We start from the raw sequence: 22,057 nt of genomic DNA on the forward strand, positions 1-22,057 counted from the left end.
ACCAAAATACTTCGTGATCGCTGCCGTCAGCGTCGTCTTGCCGTGGTCAACGTGACCAACCGTGCCAATGTTGACATGCGGTTTCGTACGCTCAAACTTTTCCTTTGCCATTCCTCAGGCGCCCTTTTGCAATTTGGGGGACCCTTGGTCCCGTGGTTACATCTGCGCGCGCGGGATATTTGGTTCAAAAGGGAAAATCAAGCACATCCTGAACGAAATGCGCCTGTCACGCAGGATTTAGCGTAACCTGCCCGGGTTCCAGTCGCTGAATTAGGTCCGGACGTTTGTCAAACCAACCATTGTCCTTGTGCTCCTCGGCCAGCCATTCTTCGACGCGATCCGCAACCTTGAGGGCAAGGCCGCTCATCTGTTCCTCTCTCGTGCGCGAATGACCGGACCCGGCAAGTGCGCTTTCGCCGGTGGTGTCTTCCAGCACCTGGAACTGCTTGGCCTTGGCGATAAACTCTTTCTTCCCAACGTCATAAACGTTCACCAACACAATCGCCGTACTTTTCGGGTTGTAAATCACTGGGATTCCCGGCGGCGCAAGCATGTAACCTTCCAGACTAATACCAATGTCGTACTCTTGAGCCCCTTCATAGCGTCCAAGGCGAATATCTACCGCATTTTGAATGGCATCTTCCCATTCCTTGGGGGTTGCATCGCGGGAAACAGGTCCTTGTTTTGCTTTTTCAGCATAAGCGTAGTTCACGCGTAGTTTGAATTCGCCCAAAGATTCAGGTGCTTCATAGACTTGGGTTTGGGAACATGCACTCAGAAGAGCCAGTCCGGTAATCAAGGTTAGAATGCGCAACATTTTCTCGTCTCGATCTGCCTGTATCACGTGGATGTAGCTCATCGATGCGACTTGTGCCAAGCCGTATCAGCAAAATTTCACCTTACCCGTGACATGATCACGAAAATTTATAACTCCGAGGGAACCCGTAGGGTGGCTTTTTCCCTACTCCCGCGCGTTTACCAAGCCACTGGCCCATATCTGCTTCGTGTCGTGTTTTTTCGCCACCCATAGACCATTTCAAGCCCTCGTCCCAGTTAAAGGTGGTAATGTCTGATAACCCACCATCCAGTTCCAGAGTGCCCTGACGACCTCGGGCCATGTTGTACTTCTGCAGGCGCACGCCTTTACCGCGTGTCATCTCTGGCAGCTCGGCGGTTGGGAAAACCAAGAATTTGCCGTTCTGCGACACTACTGCGACGTGATCTCCCGCGACGGGTGTGCAGACCATCGCAGTCTCACTGTTTTTGACGTTCAGCACCTGCTTGCCATTTCGGGTTTGGGCCAAAACATCGTCCTCGGGCACCATGAAGCCGTTGCCCGAGTCCGACGCGACCAGCAATTTGCGCCCCGGCGTATGTATCAGGATGTCGATGATCTGCGCCTCGTTTGGCAGATCCACCATCAGGCGCAGCGGTTCGCCCATACCACGCCCACCGGGAAGATTGGCGGCGCTGACCGTGTAGAAACGCCCATTCGAAGCAAAAACCAAAAGTCGATCGGTGGTTTCAGCATGGAAAATAAATCGCGGTCCGTCGCCATCCTTGAATTTTAGCTCGCGCGACAAGTCGATGTGGCCCGTCATCGCGCGTATCCAGCCCATTTGCGAACAGACGACCGTTATTGGCTCCTTGTCGATCATCGCCTCAAGGGGTACTTCCTCTACCTCGCCGGCTTCTGCAAAACGAGTGCGGCGGGAACCACCTTCATAGTCCTTTCCAAAGGTTTTCTTTGTTTCCCTCAACTGTTCGGCGATTTTGGCCCACTGCAAACCCGGATCGGCGAGCAAATCTTCGAGATTGGCGCGTTCTTCCATCAGTGCGTCGCGCTCGCGGATTAACTCCATCTCTTCGAGTCGGCGCAAACTGCGCAGACGCATGTTTAGAATAGCGTCGACCTGAACTTCGGACAGTTCGCCTTCACCGGGCGCCGGCGAGACATAGTCGGCCTCGCTGGTCGCCCGAACATGGTCAATGCCCCAATTTTCGCGCATTAGCGCGGCTTTGGGGTCGTCATCGTACCGGATGATGTCAATTACGCGATCAAGGTTCAGGAAGGCGACGATAAAGCCCTCCAAAACCTCAAGCCGATGATCGATCTTGCCAAGCCGGTGACGCGAACGACGCTGCAACACCTCCTGCCTGTGATCCAGGAATGCCCGCAACACTTCCTTCATCGAGCAGACCTTGGGGGTCACACCGTCGATCAGCACATTCATGTTCAGGCTGAACCGCACTTCCAGATCCGAGTTGCGGTAAAGCATTCCCATCAACACCTCTGGATCCACGTTCTTTGATCGCGGCTCCAAGATCAGTCGAATGTCATCGGCGGATTCATCGCGAACATCGGCCAGTATGGGGACTTTCTTGGTTTGGATCAGCTCAGCGATCTTTTCAATCAGCTTGGATTTCTGAACTTGATACGGAATTTCGGTGACTATGATTTGCCATTGGCCACGGCCCAGATCTTCTACTTCGAATTTGCAGCGCAGCCGAAATGACCCGCGTCCGGTTCGATAGGCTTGTGCAATGCTTTCTGGCGGTTCGACTATTACGCCGCCGGTTGGGAAATCTGGACCCGGCACGTAGTTGAGCAACGTGTCATCGCGTGCATCCGGCGTCTTTATCAGGTGCAAGCATGCATCGCACAATTCGGCAATATTATGTGGCGGGATATTCGTTGCCATGCCCACGGCGATGCCACTTGCGCCATTGGCCAAAAGGTTAGGAAACTGCGCAGGCAGAACTACAGGTTCGGTCAGCGTACCGTCATAGTTGTCTCGGAAATCGACCGCGTCTTCATTCAAGCCTTCCAGCAAAGCTTCGGCTACGATGGTCATCCGCGCCTCGGTGTACCGAGAGGCTGCAGGGTTATCGCCGTCGATATTGCCAAAATTTCCCTGCCCATCCACCAGCGGGTAGCGAACGTTAAAGTCCTGCGCCAGTCGCGCCATTGCATCGTAAATAGCGGCGTCGCCATGAGGGTGATAGTTACCCATCACGTCACCGGATATTTTGGCAGACTTGCGGAAGCCCCCGGTCGCGCTGAGTCGAAGCTCGCGCATCGCATAGAGGATTCGCCTGTGAACAGGCTTCAGACCGTCTCGCGCGTCCGGCAACGCCCGGTGCATAATCGTGCTAAGCGCATATGTCAGGTAACGTTCACCGATGGCGCGGCGCAGCGGCTCGGCTACCTCGCCCCCGTTATCAGGGGCCTCCATATTGGGGTCGTCAATCGTATCATTCATAGATGATGTGATACGCCCCAAAAGCGCCGCGGTAAAGCAAGCAACACATATTTTAGCTGAGGTAAGTCGCGCTTTTTGCAACAGGGGGGACGCAAGCCCCGGTTTTTCCCCGTTTTTCGACTCGGCGCACTAAATATGTTAGGTTGTCTGAGATTAGACCGCTGCCAAAATTCTTTGTTGCGATTACCGGGGGAAGCGCCATGACGCGCCTTATTATTGTTACTTTTGCCGTTCTTGGGTGGACCTTCTACGTTGCAAGCGGAGGACCCGATTTTGAACCCCGCGGGGAACGCGGAACCCAGCCTGAACGCGTTGCATCCGTTTCGGAACCAGCACCAAAACCTGTGCCACAAGCCCAAGAGCTTGTTACCAAGGTGACTGTGCGTGCCGTACCCGACGAGGTGGAGTTGAAACCAAAGGTTGCACCTAAACCCAAGATTGTGTCGGAAGAGGTGGTCGAATTTATTGAAGAACCTGAAGCTCAGCCATTGATAGGCTTTTCCACATTTAACAATCAGGGGGCAAACCTGACACTGGCGTCCTTGGAAGAAGGCGCCGCTGGGCTGCAACAAATTTCCACTGATGCGCAAAGCGCAGTTATACCTACAACCTCTGTCGTGACTGAACCTAAACAGGACATTCGTGAGATTTCCGGCACACGCGTGAATCTACGCGACGGGCCGGGGACGATCTACCCTGTGATTGGTAAAGCGACGTTGGGCCAAAGAGTCGAGGTTATCAGCGAGTCCGGGACCGGCTGGCTGCGCCTCCGTTTGCTGCCCCAGCAACAGATGGGTTGGGTTTCCGCATCACTGGTCCGCAAACCCAATAATTGATTCACAGGTGACATTGCCCTGCTGCAAAACACGCCATACCTATGAATCTGATTGTGGTGTGGAAGCTCAATGCAAAAATCAATTCTAATTACCGGCTGTTCTTCCGGCATTGGTCTGGATGCTGCCCACGGAATGCGCGAACGCGGGTGGCGGGTATTTGCGTCATGCCGCCAACAGCACGATTGTGACAGGCTGCGTGCAAAGGGCTTTGACAGTCCTTTGATCGACTATACTAAAACTGGATCTATCTCTTCTGGTCTTTCTCAGGTTCTGGAAGCGACTGGCGGTACGCTCGACGCCCTGTTCAACAATGGAGCGCACGGCCTTCCTGGCGCTGTCGAAGATGTTCCTACGGACGGCCTACGGCAAATTTTTGAAACCAACGTCTTTGGTTGGCACGAACTTACCCGCCAAGTCATACCAATTATGCGCGCGCAGAGGCACGGTCGAATTGTTCAGAACTCGTCCGTTCTTGGACTGGTCGCATTTCCATGGCGCGGTGCTTACGTGGCGACGAAATATGCTATCGAAGGCCTTACCGACACTCTGCGGCTAGAGTTGCGAGATACAGACATCAAGGTCATTTTGATCGAACCCGGGCCAATAACTTCTAAAATCCGCGAAAACTCGATTCCTATGTTCGAACGCTTTGTTGACTGGGAGAATTCGGCGCTTCGCAAAAAATACGAATCCTCGTTGCTCAAGCGGCTTTATCAATCCCCGGGGACGGATAAGTTCGAACTGCCGGCTTCGGCTGTGACGAAAAAACTGGCCGTTGCCGTTGAATCAAAGCGCCCACGGGCACGCTACTACGTAACAACACCCACATATATTGCTGGTTATCTTCGCCGCATTCTGCCCACACGCTCGATTGATCGCATTCTTTCGGACATCTGAGGCGATATTACTCGTTCGCTTTTTTGACGTACGACGCTAGATGACAACCATCGAAACAATAAACGGACGGTGCGATCATGGACCTGTTGATGGTCGTTTTGCTTTTGGCCATGGCGGCTGTTGTTGCTGTATTGGTAATAGGCATCTCGAATTTCGGAAAACCCGGTAGGGACGCTGCATTGAAAAGCAACAAAATGATGCGGCTGCGTATCCTGTTTCAGTTCATTGCCGTGGTGCTGATTGTGCTCTACGTGTACCTGCGCGGACAGGGGGTTCAATAATGGTTGTTCTAAACAAAATTTACACCCGAACAGGCGATGATGGCAAAACTGCGCTGGGTAATGGTGAACGCGTCGCGAAGTACTCCGGTCGCGTAACCGCATATGGAACGGTGGACGAACTGAATGCTTTTGTTGGCGTTGCCCGAACTGAAGCCGAGGATGAGGTCCAGACCGCGCTTTCCCGTATTCAGAACGACTTGTTTGATCTTGGCGCTGACCTTTGCCGACCAGACATGGACAAGGATGCCGAAGCCGACTATCCGCCGCTGCGCATCGTTCCGGCGCAGATCGATCGGCTTGAGGCTGAAATCGACATGATGAATGAAAAGCTGGAACCACTGCGTAGTTTTATTTTACCAGGCGGTTCGCGTCTCGCAGCCCATTTGCATGTTTGCCGGACTGTTTCTCGCCGTGCAGAACGTTTGGCAGTCGAGTTGACAAATATGGAACCGGTAAATGAAACAGCCGTGAAATATCTGAACCGGCTGAGCGACTGGTTCTTCGTTGCCGCGCGTTGTGCGAACAACAATGGCCGCGATGACGTGCTTTGGGTGCCAGGCGCAAACCGCTGAAGATATGTCAGTCGGGCATTTACCAACGTAAAGGTGCCTCAAAAATAACGAAACGCGACGTCTCAACGACATGACGTGACGATTTTGCCCTGTTGTGGCGAGGATTGAGTCGTTATTCAGACGTCCGAGAGCATTGGTGGAGTCGCTTTGCGGCTTACCGTTTTTGTAAGGAGCAAGCGCAAAAATGAAGGTACTCGTGCCTGTCAAACGCGTGATTGACTATAACGTGAAGGTTCGCGTCAAAGCGGACGGTAGCGGCGTCGATCTCGCCAATGTCAAAATGTCGATGAACCCGTTCGACGAAATTGCAGTTGAAGAGGCGATCCGCCTGAAAGAGGCTGGCAAGGCTGACGAAGTCATCGCTGTTTCGATCGGCGTCAAGCAATCGCAGGAAACCCTGCGAACCGCTCTGGCAATGGGAGCCGACCGCGCCATTCTGGTTGTAGCGGCTGATGACGTTCACCAGGATATCGAGCCGTTGGCCGTTGCCAAAATCCTCGCCAAAGTGGTCGAAGAAGAGCAGCCCGGTCTGGTTCTGGCCGGTAAGCAAGCGATTGACAATGATATGAACGCCACCGGCCAGATGCTTTCAGCTCTGTTGGGCTGGTCGCAAGGCACCTTCGCCTCAGAGGTGGATATCGAAGGCGACAGCGCCAAGATCACACGCGAGGTAGATGGCGGGCTGCAAACCATAAGCGTCAAGATGCCAACAATTGTAACCGTCGACCTGCGCCTTAACGAACCAAGGTATGCGTCTTTGCCGAACATCATGAAGGCAAAGAAAAAGCCGCTGGATGAGAAAACTGCTGCGGATTACGGCGTCGATGTCACTCCGCGCTTGGAAGTCGTCAAAACAGAAGAGCCGCCGGCACGAGCCGCTGGTATTGTCGTTGGCTCGGTCGACGAGCTGGTCGAGAAACTCAAAGAAGCGGGGGCTGTATAATGGCTGTTCTTCTTCTCGCTGAAGTCAACAATGGCGAACTGGCGTTTGACGCAACTGCTAAGGCAGTGACCGCTGCGAAGGCACTGGGTGATGTAACTGTTCTGGCTGCGGGTGGTTCTGCCGCTGCTGCTGGCGACGCCGCCGCCAAGATCGACGGCGTTGCAAAAGTTCTGGTCGCCGAAGATGCCTCTCTTGGTCATCGTCTCGCGGAATCGACTGCTGCACTGATCGTGGGGCTGGCTGATGATTACGAACACATCATAGCGCCCGCCACAACTGATGCCAAAAACGTAATGCCCCGCGTTGCTGCGCTGCTGGACGTTATGGTGATTTCTGACGCTTCTGGCGTTGTGGACGGTTCGACTTTCGAACGTCCTATTTACGCTGGCAATGCCATCCAAACCGTTAAGTCGAACGATGCGAAAAAAGTCGTAACCATTAGAACCGCCAGCTTTGAGGCTGCGGGTGAAGGTGGCTCGGCCTCGGTCGAAACCATCTCGGTCGGTGCTAACCCGGGCCTATCTGAATGGGTCGAGGACAAAGTTGCGGAAAGCGACCGTCCGGAACTGACTTCGGCCGGTGTAGTGGTTTCTGGCGGACGCGGCGTCGGCTCGGAAGAGGATTTCAAGCTGATTGAGGGTCTGGCAGACAAACTGGGCGCCGCGGTAGGAGCGTCGCGTGCCGCTGTAGACTCCGGATACGCACCGAACGACTGGCAAGTGGGTCAGACAGGTAAGGTAGTTGCACCCGATCTGTATGTCGCTGTCGGTATCTCTGGTGCGATCCAGCACTTGGCCGGTATGAAGGACTCGAAAGTTATCGTTGCGATCAACAAAGACGAAGAAGCGCCGATCTTCCAGGTCGCTGATTTTGGTCTGGTCGCCGATCTGTTCCAAGCTGTGCCGGAACTAACGGAAAAGCTTGGCTGATCAAGGCGGTATATACGCCAACGATCATATACGGGCCCGCCGAACAAGGCGGGCCTTTTTCGTTACATATCCAAAATAGTACGAGACAGAATTTCCGCGATCCGACGATGTGCTGCCGGACCTATCATGTGCTCAGCGATCGGTTGTTGAAGTGTGCCAAAGATAACATCCTCCAAGTCATCGGATTCACCAGATGTTCGTAGATTCACTCTCAGCGATTGAACTGAGCTTGACTTCACCGCGTCAAACATTTCGGGCTGGATGGCAACGGGATCACCCAATGATTGACCACCGTCTTCGGCTTGAACATCCAGCCAAAGCAGAATGACGGGCGTCGAAACCGACCTCAGAAAGCTACCGATTATTTCGACCCATTTTAGGCGCAATTCCTCAGCCACAGTGAGAAATCTTGTACCTGATACGAATTTCAGTCGATTGAGAAGATGGCGCACAAAATGAATATCGGTAAAGTCCACTTCGGGAAACAGATCGACCAGTTCTTGTGCTGGCGCAACAAACCGATCATTGCGGCGCGGGTGGACCCGGTAAAACCGATTTGTTTGCCCCGCGACACTTGGTAGTTGCAGGATGCACATTTCGGCACTATCCGCAATTTCTCGCAACCCTTCGTCCCGATACAGAGCTTCCGCCCCAACAAATAGGCTGCCCAGATTTATGCAACGCCGGCTCAGAATCCTCTCCAGTCCTGCGGCATATGGGGTCTCGACGAATCGGCCATAGGTTTCTTGATCGCCGATGCAGGTCACGTAAGGGACGTCTAGTGACCGCTGCGGTCCTCGATACCACAAATTGGACCGACCATAACGACAAAATGACTCTGCAACACCGTTTGCTGCAAATGGTTGATAGCTCATCACATTTACCCACTTTTCATCACCCAGCTACGATCATGGCACCTGAGTTCTTACAAAACTCCTAATGTGCGCATTTGAAGCGACCTTGACTTACCTCATCCCCTTGTCGCCGAGACCGAACTGCCCATAATGACGCGGTATTCAGCATAAAAGGCACCAGGCTATGGATGTTAAATCGGTGGGAGTTATCGGCGCAGGCCAGATGGGCAACGGGATAGCTCATGTTATGGCGTTGGCGGGCTATGACGTTCTGCTGAACGACATCAGTGAGGAAGCGTTGGAAAATGCCATGGCTACAATCGAGTCCAATCTTGCACGGCAGGCATCGCGAGGGAAAGTGACGGATGATGCAGTCCAAGCGGCACTTGCCCGGATAAAAACCACGTTGCGGTTGCCCGATATAGGCCAGAGCGATCTTGTAATCGAAGCCGCGACAGAGCGGGAGGCTGTCAAACAAGCGATATTTGAGGATCTTCAACCGCATTTGCAACCTCATACGATACTGACCTCAAATACGTCGTCCATCTCAATAACGCGGCTGGCGAGTCGAACCGATCGACCTGAACGGTTTATGGGGTTCCACTTCATGAACCCGGTTCCGGTAATGCAGCTGGTCGAACTGATTCGCGGTATTGCAACTGACGAAGAAACATTCAACTCGTGCAAGGCTGTTGTGGATCGTCTGGGTAAAACGTCCGCCAGCGCCGAAGACTTTCCGGCCTTTATCGTGAACCGTATTCTAATGCCGATGATCAACGAAGCAGTATATACACTGTACGAAGGCGTCGGAAGCGTTCAATCCATCGACCAATCCATGAAACTCGGCGCAAATCATCCAATGGGCCCGCTGGAACTGGCTGATTTCATTGGTCTGGATACTTGTCTTGCGATCATGAATGTGCTGCACGATGGATTGGCGGATACCAAGTACCGTCCCTGTCCGTTGCTAACAAAATATGTCGAAGCCGGATGGTTAGGTCGCAAAACAGATCGCGGTTTTTACGATTACCGTGGGGAAGTTCCGGTTCCGACACGTTGAAGATTAACTAAAAGGCGCCTAACAACTGGAAATTCGGCAAAATCCTGCGGAACTTTGGTCAAAAACAAAAGATCAGGATTTGCGCGACTGGCCTAAAGCCAATGTGTGATTTCGAAGCCACGCCATGAAGCCCCGAGGATCGCTTTCCAAAAGACCCATGTCCTTATCGGAAATCGGCTCGCCAATAACCGGAGATTGAGGTTTGTTGCATGATCGCACAATTTCATGCAACAACAGCCCCTGACGCAAGATGGCCGACACCCGGTTAGCAATCAAATACCACCTCGAGTTGCAACCTGGAAAGAATATCGGCACAACACGCGCGCCAGACCGGCGGATCATTTTAGCCGTAAATACATTCCATTCACGTTCCTGCGCTGGGCCAAACCAGTCATCCGAAGACATAACCACACCCGATGGGAAAAGAGCTACGACCCCCCCTTCTTTGAGGTGTTCCATGGCTTTCCCACGCATTTCAAGCATTTTGGACTGTGCTTCCGGATCATGAGGAAATGGGACGGGGATCATGAAAGATGTTGCCGCCTCGTCCAGTCCGGTCAAAACTGATCTCGTCAGAATCCGGTAATCGCTGCGCACGCGACCGATCAGTTCGGCCAGTATCATACCATCCACCATTCCATGCGGGTGATTGGCTACAACTACGACCGGCCCTTCTTTTGGAATTCGCGCGATTTGCTCGGCCGGCGTCGTTAGAGTGATACCCATGATTTCAAGCGCGCCGCCCCAGAATTTTTGGCCGCGGTAGTGCTCGTTTCGCTTTTCGAATTTGTTGACCATCCGCAGAATGGTGAGTTTTCCCGTCATCCATTCGATGGCGCGGATCGCGGTCGAGGTCCACGCATCGTCGAACGAGTTTGCGTAGGTCAGGGTCCTGCGGTCATAGACCTCACCCTGATCCGAGTTATCACTCACAACAGGGTTCGTCTTGGTATCGTGCGTGGTTTCCGCCAATTCCTGGTATTCCCGTCCTTCTTGTCGTGGCAGCGATTGTTTAGAAACCCTCTCCGAACTTGTCGTTCACCAGTGTTTCCAGTGCATCTGCCAACGCCTCAGCATCCGGGCCGGACGTCTCAACGTCAATAGTGCTTCCGCGCGACGCTGCCAACATTAAAAGGCCCATTATGCTATCGCCGGACGCAGAAAGACCCTCGCGCGATACTTCCGCCTGCGCATCAAACCCCTCTACGACTTCGACCAGCTTGGCTGACGCGCGGGCATGCAATCCCTTTTCGTTTACTATTTTCAAGCTTCTGGTGGCCATATTGAATTATTCCAGTCTTAATCCAATGTCACATTTTGCGCATTGATGTATTTTCGTCCAGCCTCAAGCGCGAGGCGCACCGCCTCGGGCACGGGTAGGTGGCGACTTTTGGCCAATTTTATCAGCATTGGCAGGTTGGCACCGTAAAGGATTCGCCGATCCTGGGGCGCACAGGCTCGCATGCTCAGGTTCGATGGGCTACCGCCAAATAAATCTGTGACAACGACCACGCCGTCGCCAACATCCACTTCGTCGGCAGCGAGACAAATTTCGGTTTGTTTTTTGTCCCGGTCATGATCCGCTTCGATTGAGATAGCGATCAATCCAGGCTGCTTGCCGACAACATGCTGCATGGCGGCCAGATATTCTTGCGCCAATCCCCCATGTGCTACGATCACAATCCCGATCAATCCGGCCTCACATTCAATGCGCGTCGTTCCATTTCGCGGTGCCTAATTGCCACTGGCTGACCCCCTTCCGCAAGAGCCTTTGCAACAGCTTCGGCCACTGCGACCGATCTGTGTTGCCCACCGGTGCAACCAAAGGCTACGGAAAGGTGCGCCTTACCCTCTGCGCGGAACGCAGGCAAAAGTTCCAGAAGAAGATCAACGACGCGTTCGAAGAAGGCCGAATAGTTCATGTCTGACTGAACATAGGTCGCCACATCCGGGTTTCGACCATCCGCCTCTCGCAATTCCGAACGCCAGTAGGGATTAGCCAGAAAACGGCAATCAAAAACCATATCCAACCCACGCGGCAGACCACGTTTGTAGGAAAATGACTCGACCGAAACTGCTAGATGCCTGCCGCCCTTCGGTGCAAACCAGCGCTCAACTTCTTCCCGCAATTGATGTACATTGAGTGCACTTGTATCGATAAGGGTGTCAGCAATCTCACGGATGGGTTGCAACAGCTCTTTTTCCTGCAATATCCCAGTTTCAGGGCTGGCATCTGCAGCAACTGGATGCCGCCTTCGGGTCTCTGAAAACCGACGCAGCAGAACATCGTTGCGGCAGTCCAGATACAGGATTGTTAGATCGACATCCGCCATTTGGCCCAAAGTAGCCGCTAATTCAATGAACCCAATGGTCGAAAAATCCCGGTTGCGCGCGTCAATGCCAAGCGCCATTGGCTGCGCGGGTTCTGGTCCGTCCAGCAATCTCATCAACAGCCCCATAGGAAGGTTGTCGATGGCCTCAAATCCAAGGTCTTCCAGCACATGAATCGCTGTGGACCTCCCGGCACCCGAGGGGCCGGTCACCAACACAATACGTTGCTGTGGGGTCAGTTGTTCGGCCATGCCGGGTTCACGCGCCCTTTTTTTGCGAGTTGCATCAAAGCTGCCGCCAAATTGGGAATGTCGGCGCCCCGAAGCAAGGGAACAGTTTGCCTCAGGACCTGTGTATAGCTATGTTCCGGCAACCTTGCACCCTCTGAATGGTCAAGGTCCACGACATATTTGACCTCGGTTGCGCTTGCGACCTCCGCACGCAAAAGCCCAATTCCCCGTGCTTCGATTAACCCTTGGATTTCCGGTGGCGCTTCGGCCACGACGTAGCCACCTTTCATTGTCAGTATGACCCGATCGTCTGATACCAAGTCGGCGCCAAGCGCCATCATCTGTAAGGCCAGAGTGGATTTGCCTGAACCCGGTGCTCCGAGAAACAGTACCCCGCATTGCATCACCGCAATGCACGTGGCGTGTATACAAGCCGCGTCTCGGCCCGCAACATCAGACAATTGTTCGACAGCCATGCTCTAGACAGGAAGCCCCAAGACAAAGCGGGCACCAAGTGGATCCGAAGTAATGTCCGCCTCGGTTGGTCGGATGTTTTCGGCCCAGATGACACCGCCATGTGCCTCGACAATCTGTTTGGAAATCGCCAGCCCTAGTCCCGAGTTATTGCCGAAGTGTTCTTCCGGGCGCTGTGAATAAAATCTTTTAAAGACCTTGGTCAGCGCCTGGTCCGGGATTCCAGGTCCTGTATCCTCGACCACGACGAGCACCCTGTTGTCCCGCTGACGCACCCAGACACGTATGGCATCCCCGTCATGACAAAAGGAAATAGCGTTGGTTATCAGGTTAACAAAAACCTGTGCCAGCCGGGCTTCGAGACCATTGATCACAATCGGACCTTGCGGCAGGTCGGTAATATAGTCGATACCTTTGGACTGTGCGTCTTCGCCCAGAAATTGACCGATATTGTCCAACAATTTCAAAAGGTCGAATGGCTGTTCCTGTTCCTTAACCAGTTCCGCATCCAGTCTGGACGCATTCGAAATATCACTTACCAAACGGTCTAAACGCCGGACATCATGTTCAATGACACCCAAAAGCTTGTCGCGCTGGTCTTCACGCTTGACCCTTCTCAGGGTTCCTACCGCCGATTGAAGACTGGCCAGAGGGTTCTTGATCTCGTGCGCGACGTCTGCAGCAAACTGCTCATTGGCATCGATCCGGTTATAGAGGGCATTGACCATACCCCGCAACGCGCGGCTAAGGCGGCCAATCTCATCTGGCCTCGCACTAAGGTCGGGGATGCGAATACGTCCTGGGTTCACTCCCGCGCCCGGATCCCTGCCCATTTCCGCGGCGGATGCGAGATCTGCCAAGGGGTTGGCGATTGTAGAGGCCAGAACAAGGCTCAGGCCAACCGAAACTAGTAAGGCCACAACAAACATCTGCAGAATGCGCTCTTGTTCTTGCCGGGCCAGCGCGTCAATTTCACCTGCTGGACCTGCCATTGCTACGGCCCCAACTGTGGCGCTGTCCAGCATGATCGGCGCGACAGCTACGATCACGGTTGCGCCCGAATGATCTGAGACGGCTTGCACCTGCAAACCGCCATCCAGTGTTTGCGGAACCATCTCCTGTACCCGCTGGGCCAAGGTCGGCGCTGTGTCTTGGGGACCTTGACTGAAAACCGAAGAGACTCCGTTCCAAACCGCTGTCAGCGCGTCGCTGATAAGGGTTCCGCCGGTTGGAACGTCGCTGTCAGACCGCAATAAGCTGGGTAATTCCACTGCCGGAGTGGCGCCACGCGTCCACCCAATTAGTGTACCGGTGCTGTCGTAAACAAAAACTTCGCCGCCTTCGGGCAATGTCAATCCCGACAAAGTATCGCGCACATCCAGACCGCTTGAATTGCCTACCCCCGGTTGTCGCAGTTGAGTCTCAAAGACGTTGCTGACCAATTGGGCATCGCCTATCAGGTTTTGCGCCGTTTGTTGAACTCGCTCTTTTCGAGTGTCGTCTAGGTACAGCAGGCCCGCCACAAGTATGATCAACGCGATCAGATTAAATGTGATAATCCTGCGAGCCAAAGGAGAACTGCGCAACGCAAACAGATTACGCCGCGATCTTTTTTCTTGCAGATCGGATGCATCGGTATCCTGCGGGATGACCCAATCGTCCCCGAGTACGACATCTCCGTCGCGCAACTCATTATCTAGATCGGTATCGCGCACGAGACCCCTTTGCCTATTGACAGACTGACGAGCCTATTCTTCGTTGTAACGGTATCCGATGCCGTAGAGCGTCTCGATGGCCGAAAATTCAGGATCGGCTGCGCGCATTTTTTTGCGCAGACGCTTGATATGACTGTCAATGGTCCGGTCGTCCACGTATACTTGGTCATCATAAGCGACATCCATCAACTGATCACGGCTTTTGACGAATCCAGGACGTTGGGCCAACGCCTGCAACAGCAAGAACTCGGTTACTGTCAACGAGACGTCGTTGCCTTTCCAGCTGACTGCGTGACGCAGCGGATCCATCCGAAGCTCGCCCCGCTCCATCACTTTGGTATCGCCGGTATTGCTGTTCGATACGTCGCCATCATTCGCCTCTTGCCTTCGCAGCAAGGCGCGAATCCGCTCAACCAACAGTCGCTGCGAAAATGGCTTTTTGACGTAGTCGTCAGCGCCCATACGCAGCCCCAAAACCTCATCTATCTCGTCATCCTTGGACGTCAGAAAAATGACAGGCATCTGGGTTTTCTGCCGCAGGCGCTGCAGCAGGTCCATGCCATCCATCCGTGGCATCTTGATATCCAGAACAGCCATGTCAGGCAGTTTCTTGTTAAACGCGTCCAGCGCCGCCTGTCCGTCGTTGTAAGTTTCAACCTCGAACCCTTCGGCTTCGAGAGTCATGGATACTGACGTCAGAATATTTCTGTCGTCATCCACCAGTGCAATCTTTGACATCGGGTTTACCCCTGTTTCTGCTCACTCAACGCTATAATTCGCTTTTTTGTACGGCATGTTTGGCTTTTTTAAGGCCGCGAATCAATCTGATTTCACGAATCACATAAACGTTGGCGCTCAGATGCGACAAAAAAGCCGTACCCGCTCGCTTAAACACGCCCGTTTTTCCAACAGGAAATTATTGGTGGCGCTAAACCTGACTTTGATTGCGCTAACTACGCCAAACCCTTCTGTTCATGCCCTGAACGACCATGGTAAGACCCGCCTGTAGCCGGGAAATTTCCCGCCGATTGCCCCAAGAGCGCAAAGGCCCAGTGGCCCCCGCGCCGCCAAAGGAGAAGAAACGCATGACATCTGGACGGGTTAACCCGCAATTCCGCCTCGAAAATCAGGGCATCGAGGGTCTGGGAAATGTCTATTACAATTACATCGAACCGGCGCTGATCGAAGAAGCAATCAAACGGGGCGAAGGAACGCTTGGGCAAGGGGGTGCATTTCTTGTCTCAACGGGCAAGTTCACCGGTCGCTCTCCCAAAGACAAGCACGTGGTTGAGACGGACAGCGTCAAAGACACCATCTGGTGGGAAAACAACGCCGCTATGAGCCCAAAGGGATTTGACGCGCTCTACGACGACATGACTGCACACATGAAGGGCCGGGACTATTTTGTTCAGGACCTTGTTGGCGGCGCCGATCCGGCCCATTCAATCAATGTGCGTATGGTAACCGAATATGCGTGGCACAACCTTTTTATTCGACACTTGTTGCGCCGTCCCGACCGGGAAGATTTGGATGAATTCACTGCAGATTTTACGGTGATCAACTGCCCAAGCTTCAAGGCCGATCCCAAAAAGCATGATTGTAAAAGCGACACGGTGATCGCCCTGAACTTTGATCGAAAACTTATTCTAATCGGCGGTACTGAATACGCGGGCGAGAATAAGAAGTCAGTATTCACGCTTCTGAACTATATGCTTCCAGAAAAGGGCGTAATGCCTATGCATTGCTCGGCCAACCACGCGGTTGGAAACCCAGTAGACACAGCCGTGTTCTTTGGCTTGTCCGGTACTGGCAAGACCACACTGTCGGCCGACCCGACCCGGGTTTTGATTGGGGATGACGAGCACGGTTGGTCAAACCGTGGCACTTTCAACTTCGAAGGTGGGTGCTATGCAAAAACACTAAATCTCAATCCAGAAGCCGAACCTGAGATTTACGCGACCACGTCAAAATTTGGCACCGTGATTGAAAACATGGTGTTCGATCCGGAAACCAAAGAACTGGATTTCGACAACGACTCGATGACGGCGAACATGCGGTGTGCTTATCCGTTGGAGTACATCTCTAACGCGTCGGCGACCGCACTTGGAGGACATCCAAAGAATATTATCATGCTGACTTGCGACGCATTCGGCGTGCTGCCCCCAATTGCGCGACTGACACCTGCGCAGGCGATGTATCACTTTCTGTCTGGGTTTACGTCAAAGGTAGCAGGTACGGAGCGCGGCGTGACTGAACCGCAGCCGACTTTCTCGACCTGCTTTGGCGCCCCGTTTATGCCGCGACGGCCCGAAGTCTACGGAAACCTTCTACGTGAAAAGATTGCCCAACATGGAGCGACCTGCTGGTTGGTTAACACCGGCTGGACTGGTGGGGCATACGGTGTCGGTAGCCGTATGCCGATCAAGGCCACACGTGCTCTATTGACAGCCGCGCTTGAGGGATCTTTGGCCGACGCCGAATTTCGTAAGGACGCTAATTTCGGTTTTGACGTGCCTGTGTCCGTGCCGGGCGTTCCAGAGGTTTTGCTAGACCCGCGACGCACTTGGGACGACCAGGTGGCATTTGACAAGCAGGCTGAAAAACTCGTTCAAATGTTCTCGGAAAACTTTGAACAATATCTGCCATTTATCGACGAAGACATTAAAGCCGTTGCAATCGGCTAAAGGGTGAAAGGGGCCCTCGGCCCCTTTTACGCCGCGTTCAAATTCGATTTTTGACGGCTTCCTTTTGACCAAGCGGAGAACGCGTTGCGCGATCCTACTGCTTGCGGTAATTTGATACGTCAATACGACTAGACGGGCCCAGCGCTTACTCGTTGGGAAAAAACTTGAACAGCTTTTGATCTGCCTTTGCCAAACCACTCACACCCAGTTCAAGGCGGATCAACGGCAAGTAAAATGGGGAATAGTGTCAATAAGTTACGCGGAGACTGCCCTAGTCACGCACCGCTTATGCGTCCGAAACTCACCGGAAATTGGCACTGAACATGACAGGTACGTTATGACTGAGATTTCGAAGCTAACCGAATTACGCAAGTTGATGCAAAGCATGGAGAGAACACTGGGCCTCGAAGAGCTGTCTCCGGTCGAGCGCGACATCTACTATGCTGCAGAGGAATTATCGAAACGCGGTGATGAAGTGCGGACATTCGGACTAATTGAACACACACTGGTCCAAAGTGTCTCGCGCCCCACTTTTTTCCGGGCTCTTAAGTCGCTTGTTCAAAAAGGCTATATGTCGCAAAGCGGCAGCGCAAACCGGGGACGGTATATCGTGCATGGCCCCAAATGACGCACATTTGATGTAAGGCGACATATCTGGTGCAAAGGTGGGTTTTTGAAACTTTGCTGGCCTCATCGGCCTATGTGATTGCGTCAGTTCTCACTTTTGAAATGTTGATGCCGCTCCAAAACATATTCTTTCCCGAATATCCCAGCCATGCCAGTCTGCTATTTCTGCCCCACGGCGTGCGCGTATTGTCAGCTTGGCTTTTGGGATGGCGCTCTATCATCGCTTTGTTGCCGGGAGTATTTTTGGTATTCGCCATGGTCGGCGGGTGGGATGTGTTCTTACCGAGCCGTCTGTTCGCAATGGCTATTGCAGTGGCGACCGCCCCGATTGTTTTTTATTCCTGCAAATGGCTTGGTTGGGACCTGTTCCCTAACCCCCACCAGCGACCATGTTGGCTTTGCGTGATGGGAGTCGGCATCGTGACTTCCTTTTTGGTATCAGGGCTGACGAATCTGACTTTTGGTAGCGCTGCGGCGGAGTACATCGCTTTTTTGATTGGCGATATTTCCGGTCTCTTTTTTCTGATGCTGGGATTGTATTTCGGGTTTTGGTTTTTTGACAAACGAAGCGGGCTAATAAGCCGTGAAGAATAACTCGTTGCTAACGGTGGTCGGCGATACCTCCGCCGAAAGATAAAATGGCCCGGCCAATCCCCGTCACCACTTGTATAACTAAACAGATTCATCGCCTCTAATGAGACCTTGAACAGAATTTGGGTCCGAAAATTTCTCTGCAGTGCAAAAATCATTACGCAATTATTGAACTTTTTTTCAGCTATTGACGCATTTTTGTTGCGCTGCACCTGCAGCATGGTATGACCAGACAATCCAGAGAAGGACGCGATTCATGGCCCATGACGGACAAGACATGACTGACATGACCCAAACTCCTATTTTGCCTGACCTGTTAACTTTGACCGGCGCAGCGATACCGGCGGTTGAGACTGTCTTTAACCGTGCTCGCGTGGCAGTTCTTGAATTGGTGACACAGGATGGTCGCGTTTCAGGAGCGTTGGTTGAAGAACACCAAACGGCAGCCCACGGGTTGGCATGGCTTGCCACTTACCATCAATCACTTAAGCAAATGCAGCGATGGGCAGAGGCGCTATCAGCCAAAGGAAAGTTCGGAGAAATCGAGCAACTATTACATCAGATAGCGTTTGGCGAGTATCTCCACCAGGTCGCGGGCGGTATTCCGATGAACCAGGGCGAGGTCGTGCGGTTGCAAGATTTGGGGCTGGGTTGGGATGCGCTGTCCGGCTTTCAGTGCAATGAAGTTCAATCTTTGATGGCACAGGCCAACAGTCAGGCCGCGCGCACCCGCTTGGTCGAGTTGATGCAAGACCAATTTGGAGCGACTATGTTCGGCGCTTCCGGTCTTGACGAAGAGTTGGAGATGATCCGCGATCAGTTCCGAAGATACTCCATCGAAAAGGTCGAGCCGAATGCCCATGAATGGCATCTAAAGGATGAGCTGATCCCGATTGAAGTCATCGAGGAACTGGCTGAAATGGGCGTCTTCGGCCTGACGATACCCGAAGAGTTCGGCGGCTTTGGCTTGTCCAAGGCTTCAATGTGCGTGGTGTCCGAAGAACTGTCGCGCGGGTATATCGGAGTGGGTTCTCTTGGTACCCGTTCGGAAATCGCGGCAGAGCTGATCCTTGCAGGCGGTACCGACGAACAAAAGGCCGAATGGCTTCCTAAACTTGCAAGTGCTGAAATCTTGCCAACTGCAGTATTTACAGAGCCGAATACGGGCTCGGACTTGGGTAGTCTCCGGACCCGCGCGGTTAAGGACGAGAACGGGGATTATAGCATCACTGGAAACAAGACCTGGATCACCCACGCAGCACGTACCCACGTAATGACGTTGCTGGCCCGCACCAACCCGGAAAGTACCGACCACCGTGGCCTGTCCATGTTCCTAGCAGAAAAAACCCCTGGCACGGATCAGGAGCCTTTCCCCACACCCGGGATGACCGGAGGCGAAATCGAGGTTCTAGGCTACCGCGGTATGAAGGAATACGAGTTGGGTTTTGATGGTTTCCACGTAAAGGCCGAGAACCTTTTGGGTGGTGAGGAAGGTAAGGGCTTTAAACAGCTTATGGAAACCTTCGAGTCCGCGCGCATCCAAACCGCCGCCCGAGCCATTGGTGTGGCCCAAAGCGCGCTGGACATCGCGATGCAATATGCGCAGGACCGCAAGCAATTCGGTAAATCGCTTATCAACTTTCCCCGGGTTTCTGGCAAGTTGGCAATGATGGCGGTCGAAATCATGATAGCCCGCCAACTTACCTATTTTTCGGCTTGGGAAAAAGACCACGGCCAGCGATGCGACCTTGAGGCTGGTATGGCCAAACTGTTGGGCGCGAGAGTGGCATGGGCCGCTGCTGACAATGGTTTACAAATTCATGGCGGAAATGGTTTTGCACTTGAATACAAGATTAGCCGGGTGCTTTGCGATGCACGTATTCTGAACATTTTCGAAGGCGCTGCAGAAATTCAAGCGCAGGTTATCGCGCGACGGTTGCTCGCCTAATTCGACGCCGTTGCGGTTTCCCCAACTTGACCCGGCTTTTGCGCCGGGTCTTTTCTTTCTTTTGAACAGACATCATGATGTGCAGCAGGGGGAACTTCCCCTTTTGATCCGTTGATGATTTCGCAAAAACGAAGTCAGCAGCAAAAGACCCATTGCCGATGCCCGGGGACCAAAAGGGGACGCAAGTTTGAAAATCATTACGACGCTTTTGGTCATTTCGATGACCCTGGTTTTGGCCGGGTGCTCCGCTGGCCCTTCTGAGACACAAGGCGATGTCGACGATTTGGCGCAATCTATTCAGGCATTGGGCCCAGAGGTTGACCCAAACGAAGCGAGACGCGCTGCGGAAATTGCCTATTCCTACTCCCAACAGTTGAAACGGGAATACCGAGTCACTGACTCGGCGATCGTGCACAATGCCAAAGTCATCAACGGATTTCGCGAACGCGGATTGTGTAATCATTGGGCGGAAGACATGCTGAAGCGGTTGCGGCAGGAAGAGTTTCGTACTCTTTCACTGCATTGGGTGACCTCACCGCCGACAACATTTCGTATCATTCACCATTCGGCCCTTATAAGCAAAGCCGGGGACTCGATGTATCAGGGTATCATCCTGGACCCTTGGCGATATGGGGGTGATTTGTTTTGGGCACCTGTTGTTGACGATACCCGGTACAACTGGCGACCGCGCATGGAGGTCCGCGAGGAGTTGTTGCGAGCCAGTGGAGGTGTGGGATGAGCGCATCAATTCGATGTGTGACCGGGATACGCTAGGAACTATTTATGCCACGTTGGTTATTGATCCTGCCCTTATTTTCCCTGTTTCAGTGCGACAAGGATGAAACGGTCGCCGCCTACGGCGCAGCCGATCAGGTCTGGGCGCTACAAGAAGTTGACGGTCAGGTTTTCGACGCAAGCGCCCTAGTACGTTTTCCGCAGGAGGGGCGCATTGCGGGGAACGGTCCCTGCAACAGTTACGAAGGTAAACTCAGTGCGCCATATCCTTGGTTCGAAATAGAAGACCTGATCGCAACCAGAGCGTTCTGCGCAGGAATTGAAGCCGAAGGGTTCTTCTTTGCCGCCCTCATGGCAATGACGCAGTCTGAAGTCTCAGGCAATGTCCTTATCCTGCGCAATGACGATGGTCACGAGATGGTGTTCAAAGCCGTCGATTGAATTGATCAATAAATCGGGCTCGGGCCTCGGGTATTGGTGAGTGACCTAAGGACGGAGCAACCCGATGTTGGAGAAAATATCCTGTGGTACGCAAGCCCTGAGCGATTTCTTCGTCTGGTGCGTTCCCTTCTCCTCGCAAGCAAGGTGGTAACGGCAGCAGCTTGCCAGCCCATTCACCAGCGCCCTCTGAACTTACAGCTCGACCTGATTTTGGTGACACGAATGACAACCCTTCCGTCGCACCGTTTACTGCACACCGGCTGAGATCCAGGCCAAACCCGAGCTCTTCCAACAAAGCGAGCTCCCACCGCATATAGGCAAGCGGCCAAACCTCGTCCTGACCCAATAGGTCCATAAGTTGTTCGGTTTGTTTATAAATACCCGGATGAGGTTCGCGTTCTGGCATGCAAAAAGAAAGAAGGGCGACAACTGCATTCAACCCCGCCAATGCGAGACGCCCTGAAAACGCGGCGGCGGCGCGGGACCGCAACGGTTCAACTTGAAACGTCCCAATATGTTCCTCCAAACGCGCGCGCCACAACAGATCCAATTGAGCTCCTGGCTGCAGAACAGGTGCAATTTTTCGACTTGTACCACCACGGACGACGCCTGCGTGTCTGCCATGAGACTCGGTAAAGACTTCGAT

The 22,057-nt window shown here is 53.3% G+C and carries 25 protein-coding genes; 13 read left to right on the forward strand and 12 right to left on the reverse strand.

Features of this window, described 5'->3' with window-relative positions:
• The 3 genes from AC2FNV_RS20505 to AC2FNV_RS20515 form a co-directional block, all read right to left on the reverse strand.
• Positions 1-111, reverse strand: a 111-nt coding sequence (locus AC2FNV_RS20505; RefSeq protein WP_496773987.1) for a GTP-binding protein, incomplete at its 3' end; no start/stop codon positions are given.
• A 115-nt stretch (positions 112-226) separates the two neighbouring features.
• The gene (locus AC2FNV_RS20510; protein ID WP_254442635.1) at positions 227-859 is read right to left on the reverse strand and encodes a hypothetical protein; all 633 of its coding nucleotides are present in this window, start codon (positions 857-859) and stop codon (positions 227-229) included.
• Positions 860-914: 55 nt separating this feature from the next.
• On the reverse strand, positions 915-3,263 hold the full coding sequence (locus AC2FNV_RS20515; protein ID WP_170608378.1) for a DNA topoisomerase IV subunit A: 2,349 nt from the start codon (positions 3,261-3,263) through the stop codon (positions 915-917).
• A 200-nt stretch (positions 3,264-3,463) separates the two neighbouring features.
• On the opposite strand from AC2FNV_RS20515, the gene AC2FNV_RS20520 reads away from it, so the two are divergent.
• From AC2FNV_RS20520 to AC2FNV_RS20545, 6 genes are all read left to right on the forward strand, one after another.
• The gene (locus tag AC2FNV_RS20520) at positions 3,464-4,099 is read left to right on the forward strand and encodes an SH3 domain-containing protein (protein ID WP_170608380.1); all 636 of its coding nucleotides are present in this window, start codon (positions 3,464-3,466) and stop codon (positions 4,097-4,099) included.
• A 69-nt stretch (positions 4,100-4,168) separates the two neighbouring features.
• Positions 4,169-4,996 (forward strand): SDR family NAD(P)-dependent oxidoreductase, encoded by an 828-nt coding sequence (locus AC2FNV_RS20525; protein ID WP_170608382.1) that lies wholly within the window; start codon positions 4,169-4,171, stop codon positions 4,994-4,996.
• Between the two features lie 77 nt (positions 4,997-5,073).
• Positions 5,074-5,277 (forward strand): twin transmembrane helix small protein, encoded by a 204-nt coding sequence (locus AC2FNV_RS20530; protein ID WP_170476927.1) that lies wholly within the window; start codon positions 5,074-5,076, stop codon positions 5,275-5,277.
• On the forward strand, positions 5,277-5,849 hold the full coding sequence (locus AC2FNV_RS20535) for a cob(I)yrinic acid a,c-diamide adenosyltransferase (protein WP_170476926.1): 573 nt from the start codon (positions 5,277-5,279) through the stop codon (positions 5,847-5,849). Before AC2FNV_RS20530 ends, AC2FNV_RS20535 begins: the two co-directional genes overlap by 1 nt.
• A 184-nt stretch (positions 5,850-6,033) precedes the next feature.
• On the forward strand, positions 6,034-6,792 hold the full coding sequence (locus AC2FNV_RS20540; RefSeq protein ID WP_170476923.1) for an electron transfer flavoprotein subunit beta/FixA family protein: 759 nt from the start codon (positions 6,034-6,036) through the stop codon (positions 6,790-6,792).
• Positions 6,792-7,721: an electron transfer flavoprotein subunit alpha/FixB family protein gene (locus AC2FNV_RS20545; RefSeq protein ID WP_496774318.1), complete on the forward strand. Its 930-nt coding sequence runs from the start codon at positions 6,792-6,794 to the stop codon at positions 7,719-7,721. The genes AC2FNV_RS20540 and AC2FNV_RS20545 overlap by 1 nt, the downstream gene beginning before the upstream one ends.
• Before the next feature lie 62 nt (positions 7,722-7,783).
• Here AC2FNV_RS20545 and AC2FNV_RS20550 read toward each other — a convergent pair whose 3' ends face one another.
• Positions 7,784-8,596 carry a DUF6473 family protein gene (locus AC2FNV_RS20550; RefSeq protein WP_254442636.1) on the reverse strand — a complete coding sequence of 271 codons (813 nt, stop codon included), beginning with the start codon at positions 8,594-8,596 and terminating at the stop codon, positions 7,784-7,786.
• Between the two features lie 163 nt (positions 8,597-8,759).
• Here AC2FNV_RS20550 and AC2FNV_RS20555 point away from each other — a divergent pair, with 163 nt between their 5' ends.
• The gene (locus AC2FNV_RS20555; protein ID WP_170476920.1) at positions 8,760-9,635 is read left to right on the forward strand and encodes a 3-hydroxybutyryl-CoA dehydrogenase; all 876 of its coding nucleotides are present in this window, start codon (positions 8,760-8,762) and stop codon (positions 9,633-9,635) included.
• A gap of 72 nt (positions 9,636-9,707) precedes the next feature.
• Here the strand turns inward: AC2FNV_RS20555 and AC2FNV_RS20560 are convergent, their stop codons facing one another.
• Genes AC2FNV_RS20560 through AC2FNV_RS20590 form a run of 7 tightly spaced genes read right to left on the reverse strand, consistent with a single transcriptional unit; the run spans position 9,708 to position 15,123 of the window.
• Positions 9,708-10,607: a lysophospholipid acyltransferase family protein gene (locus tag AC2FNV_RS20560; RefSeq protein ID WP_170476918.1), complete on the reverse strand. Its 900-nt coding sequence runs from the start codon at positions 10,605-10,607 to the stop codon at positions 9,708-9,710.
• Between the two features lie 40 nt (positions 10,608-10,647).
• Complete coding sequence (locus AC2FNV_RS20565; protein WP_170476916.1) at positions 10,648-10,917, reverse strand: HPr family phosphocarrier protein; 270 nt, start codon at positions 10,915-10,917, stop codon at positions 10,648-10,650.
• 17 nt (positions 10,918-10,934) lie between these two features.
• Positions 10,935-11,327 (reverse strand): PTS sugar transporter subunit IIA, encoded by a 393-nt coding sequence (locus AC2FNV_RS20570; RefSeq protein ID WP_170476915.1) that lies wholly within the window; start codon positions 11,325-11,327, stop codon positions 10,935-10,937.
• Positions 11,324-12,217 (reverse strand): RNase adapter RapZ, encoded by an 894-nt coding sequence (gene rapZ / locus AC2FNV_RS20575; protein WP_170476912.1) that lies wholly within the window; start codon positions 12,215-12,217, stop codon positions 11,324-11,326. The genes AC2FNV_RS20570 and rapZ overlap by 4 nt, the downstream gene beginning before the upstream one ends.
• Entirely contained in the window at positions 12,202-12,672 is a 471-nt protein-coding gene (locus AC2FNV_RS20580; RefSeq protein WP_170476911.1) for an HPr kinase/phosphorylase, read from the reverse strand. The genes rapZ and AC2FNV_RS20580 overlap by 16 nt, the downstream gene beginning before the upstream one ends.
• Before the next feature lie 3 nt (positions 12,673-12,675).
• Positions 12,676-14,385 carry a sensor histidine kinase gene (locus AC2FNV_RS20585; protein ID WP_170476909.1) on the reverse strand — a complete coding sequence of 570 codons (1,710 nt, stop codon included), beginning with the start codon at positions 14,383-14,385 and terminating at the stop codon, positions 12,676-12,678.
• 33 nt (positions 14,386-14,418) lie between these two features.
• The gene (locus tag AC2FNV_RS20590) at positions 14,419-15,123 is read right to left on the reverse strand and encodes a response regulator transcription factor (protein WP_170476907.1); all 705 of its coding nucleotides are present in this window, start codon (positions 15,121-15,123) and stop codon (positions 14,419-14,421) included.
• A gap of 347 nt (positions 15,124-15,470) precedes the next feature.
• Between AC2FNV_RS20590 and AC2FNV_RS20595 the strand changes: the two genes are divergently transcribed.
• The 6 genes from AC2FNV_RS20595 (at position 15,471) to AC2FNV_RS20620 (ending at position 21,411) form a co-directional block, all read left to right on the forward strand.
• Positions 15,471-17,069: a phosphoenolpyruvate carboxykinase gene (locus AC2FNV_RS20595; RefSeq protein WP_170608386.1), complete on the forward strand. Its 1,599-nt coding sequence runs from the start codon at positions 15,471-15,473 to the stop codon at positions 17,067-17,069.
• Between the two features lie 337 nt (positions 17,070-17,406).
• Positions 17,407-17,697, forward strand: a complete 291-nt coding sequence (locus tag AC2FNV_RS20600) for a hypothetical protein (RefSeq protein WP_170608388.1) — start codon at positions 17,407-17,409, stop codon at positions 17,695-17,697.
• Between the two features lie 29 nt (positions 17,698-17,726).
• Positions 17,727-18,290, forward strand: a complete 564-nt coding sequence (locus tag AC2FNV_RS20605) for an HAD family hydrolase (protein WP_170608390.1) — start codon at positions 17,727-17,729, stop codon at positions 18,288-18,290.
• A 253-nt stretch (positions 18,291-18,543) separates the two neighbouring features.
• On the forward strand, positions 18,544-20,235 hold the full coding sequence (locus AC2FNV_RS20610; protein ID WP_170608392.1) for an acyl-CoA dehydrogenase family protein: 1,692 nt from the start codon (positions 18,544-18,546) through the stop codon (positions 20,233-20,235).
• Between the two features lie 187 nt (positions 20,236-20,422).
• On the forward strand, positions 20,423-20,974 hold the full coding sequence (locus AC2FNV_RS20615) for a hypothetical protein (RefSeq protein ID WP_170476897.1): 552 nt from the start codon (positions 20,423-20,425) through the stop codon (positions 20,972-20,974).
• 44 nt (positions 20,975-21,018) lie between these two features.
• Entirely contained in the window at positions 21,019-21,411 is a 393-nt protein-coding gene (locus tag AC2FNV_RS20620; protein WP_170608393.1) for an META domain-containing protein, read from the forward strand.
• Here AC2FNV_RS20620 and recO read toward each other — a convergent pair.
• The coding region (gene recO / locus AC2FNV_RS20625; RefSeq protein ID WP_496774325.1) for a DNA repair protein RecO at positions 21,395-22,057 on the reverse strand (663 nt) is incomplete at its 5' end. The two genes, AC2FNV_RS20620 and recO, sit on opposite strands and share 17 nt — an antisense overlap.

It is taken from the genome of Ruegeria sp. BHSA163 (assembly GCF_059613365.1).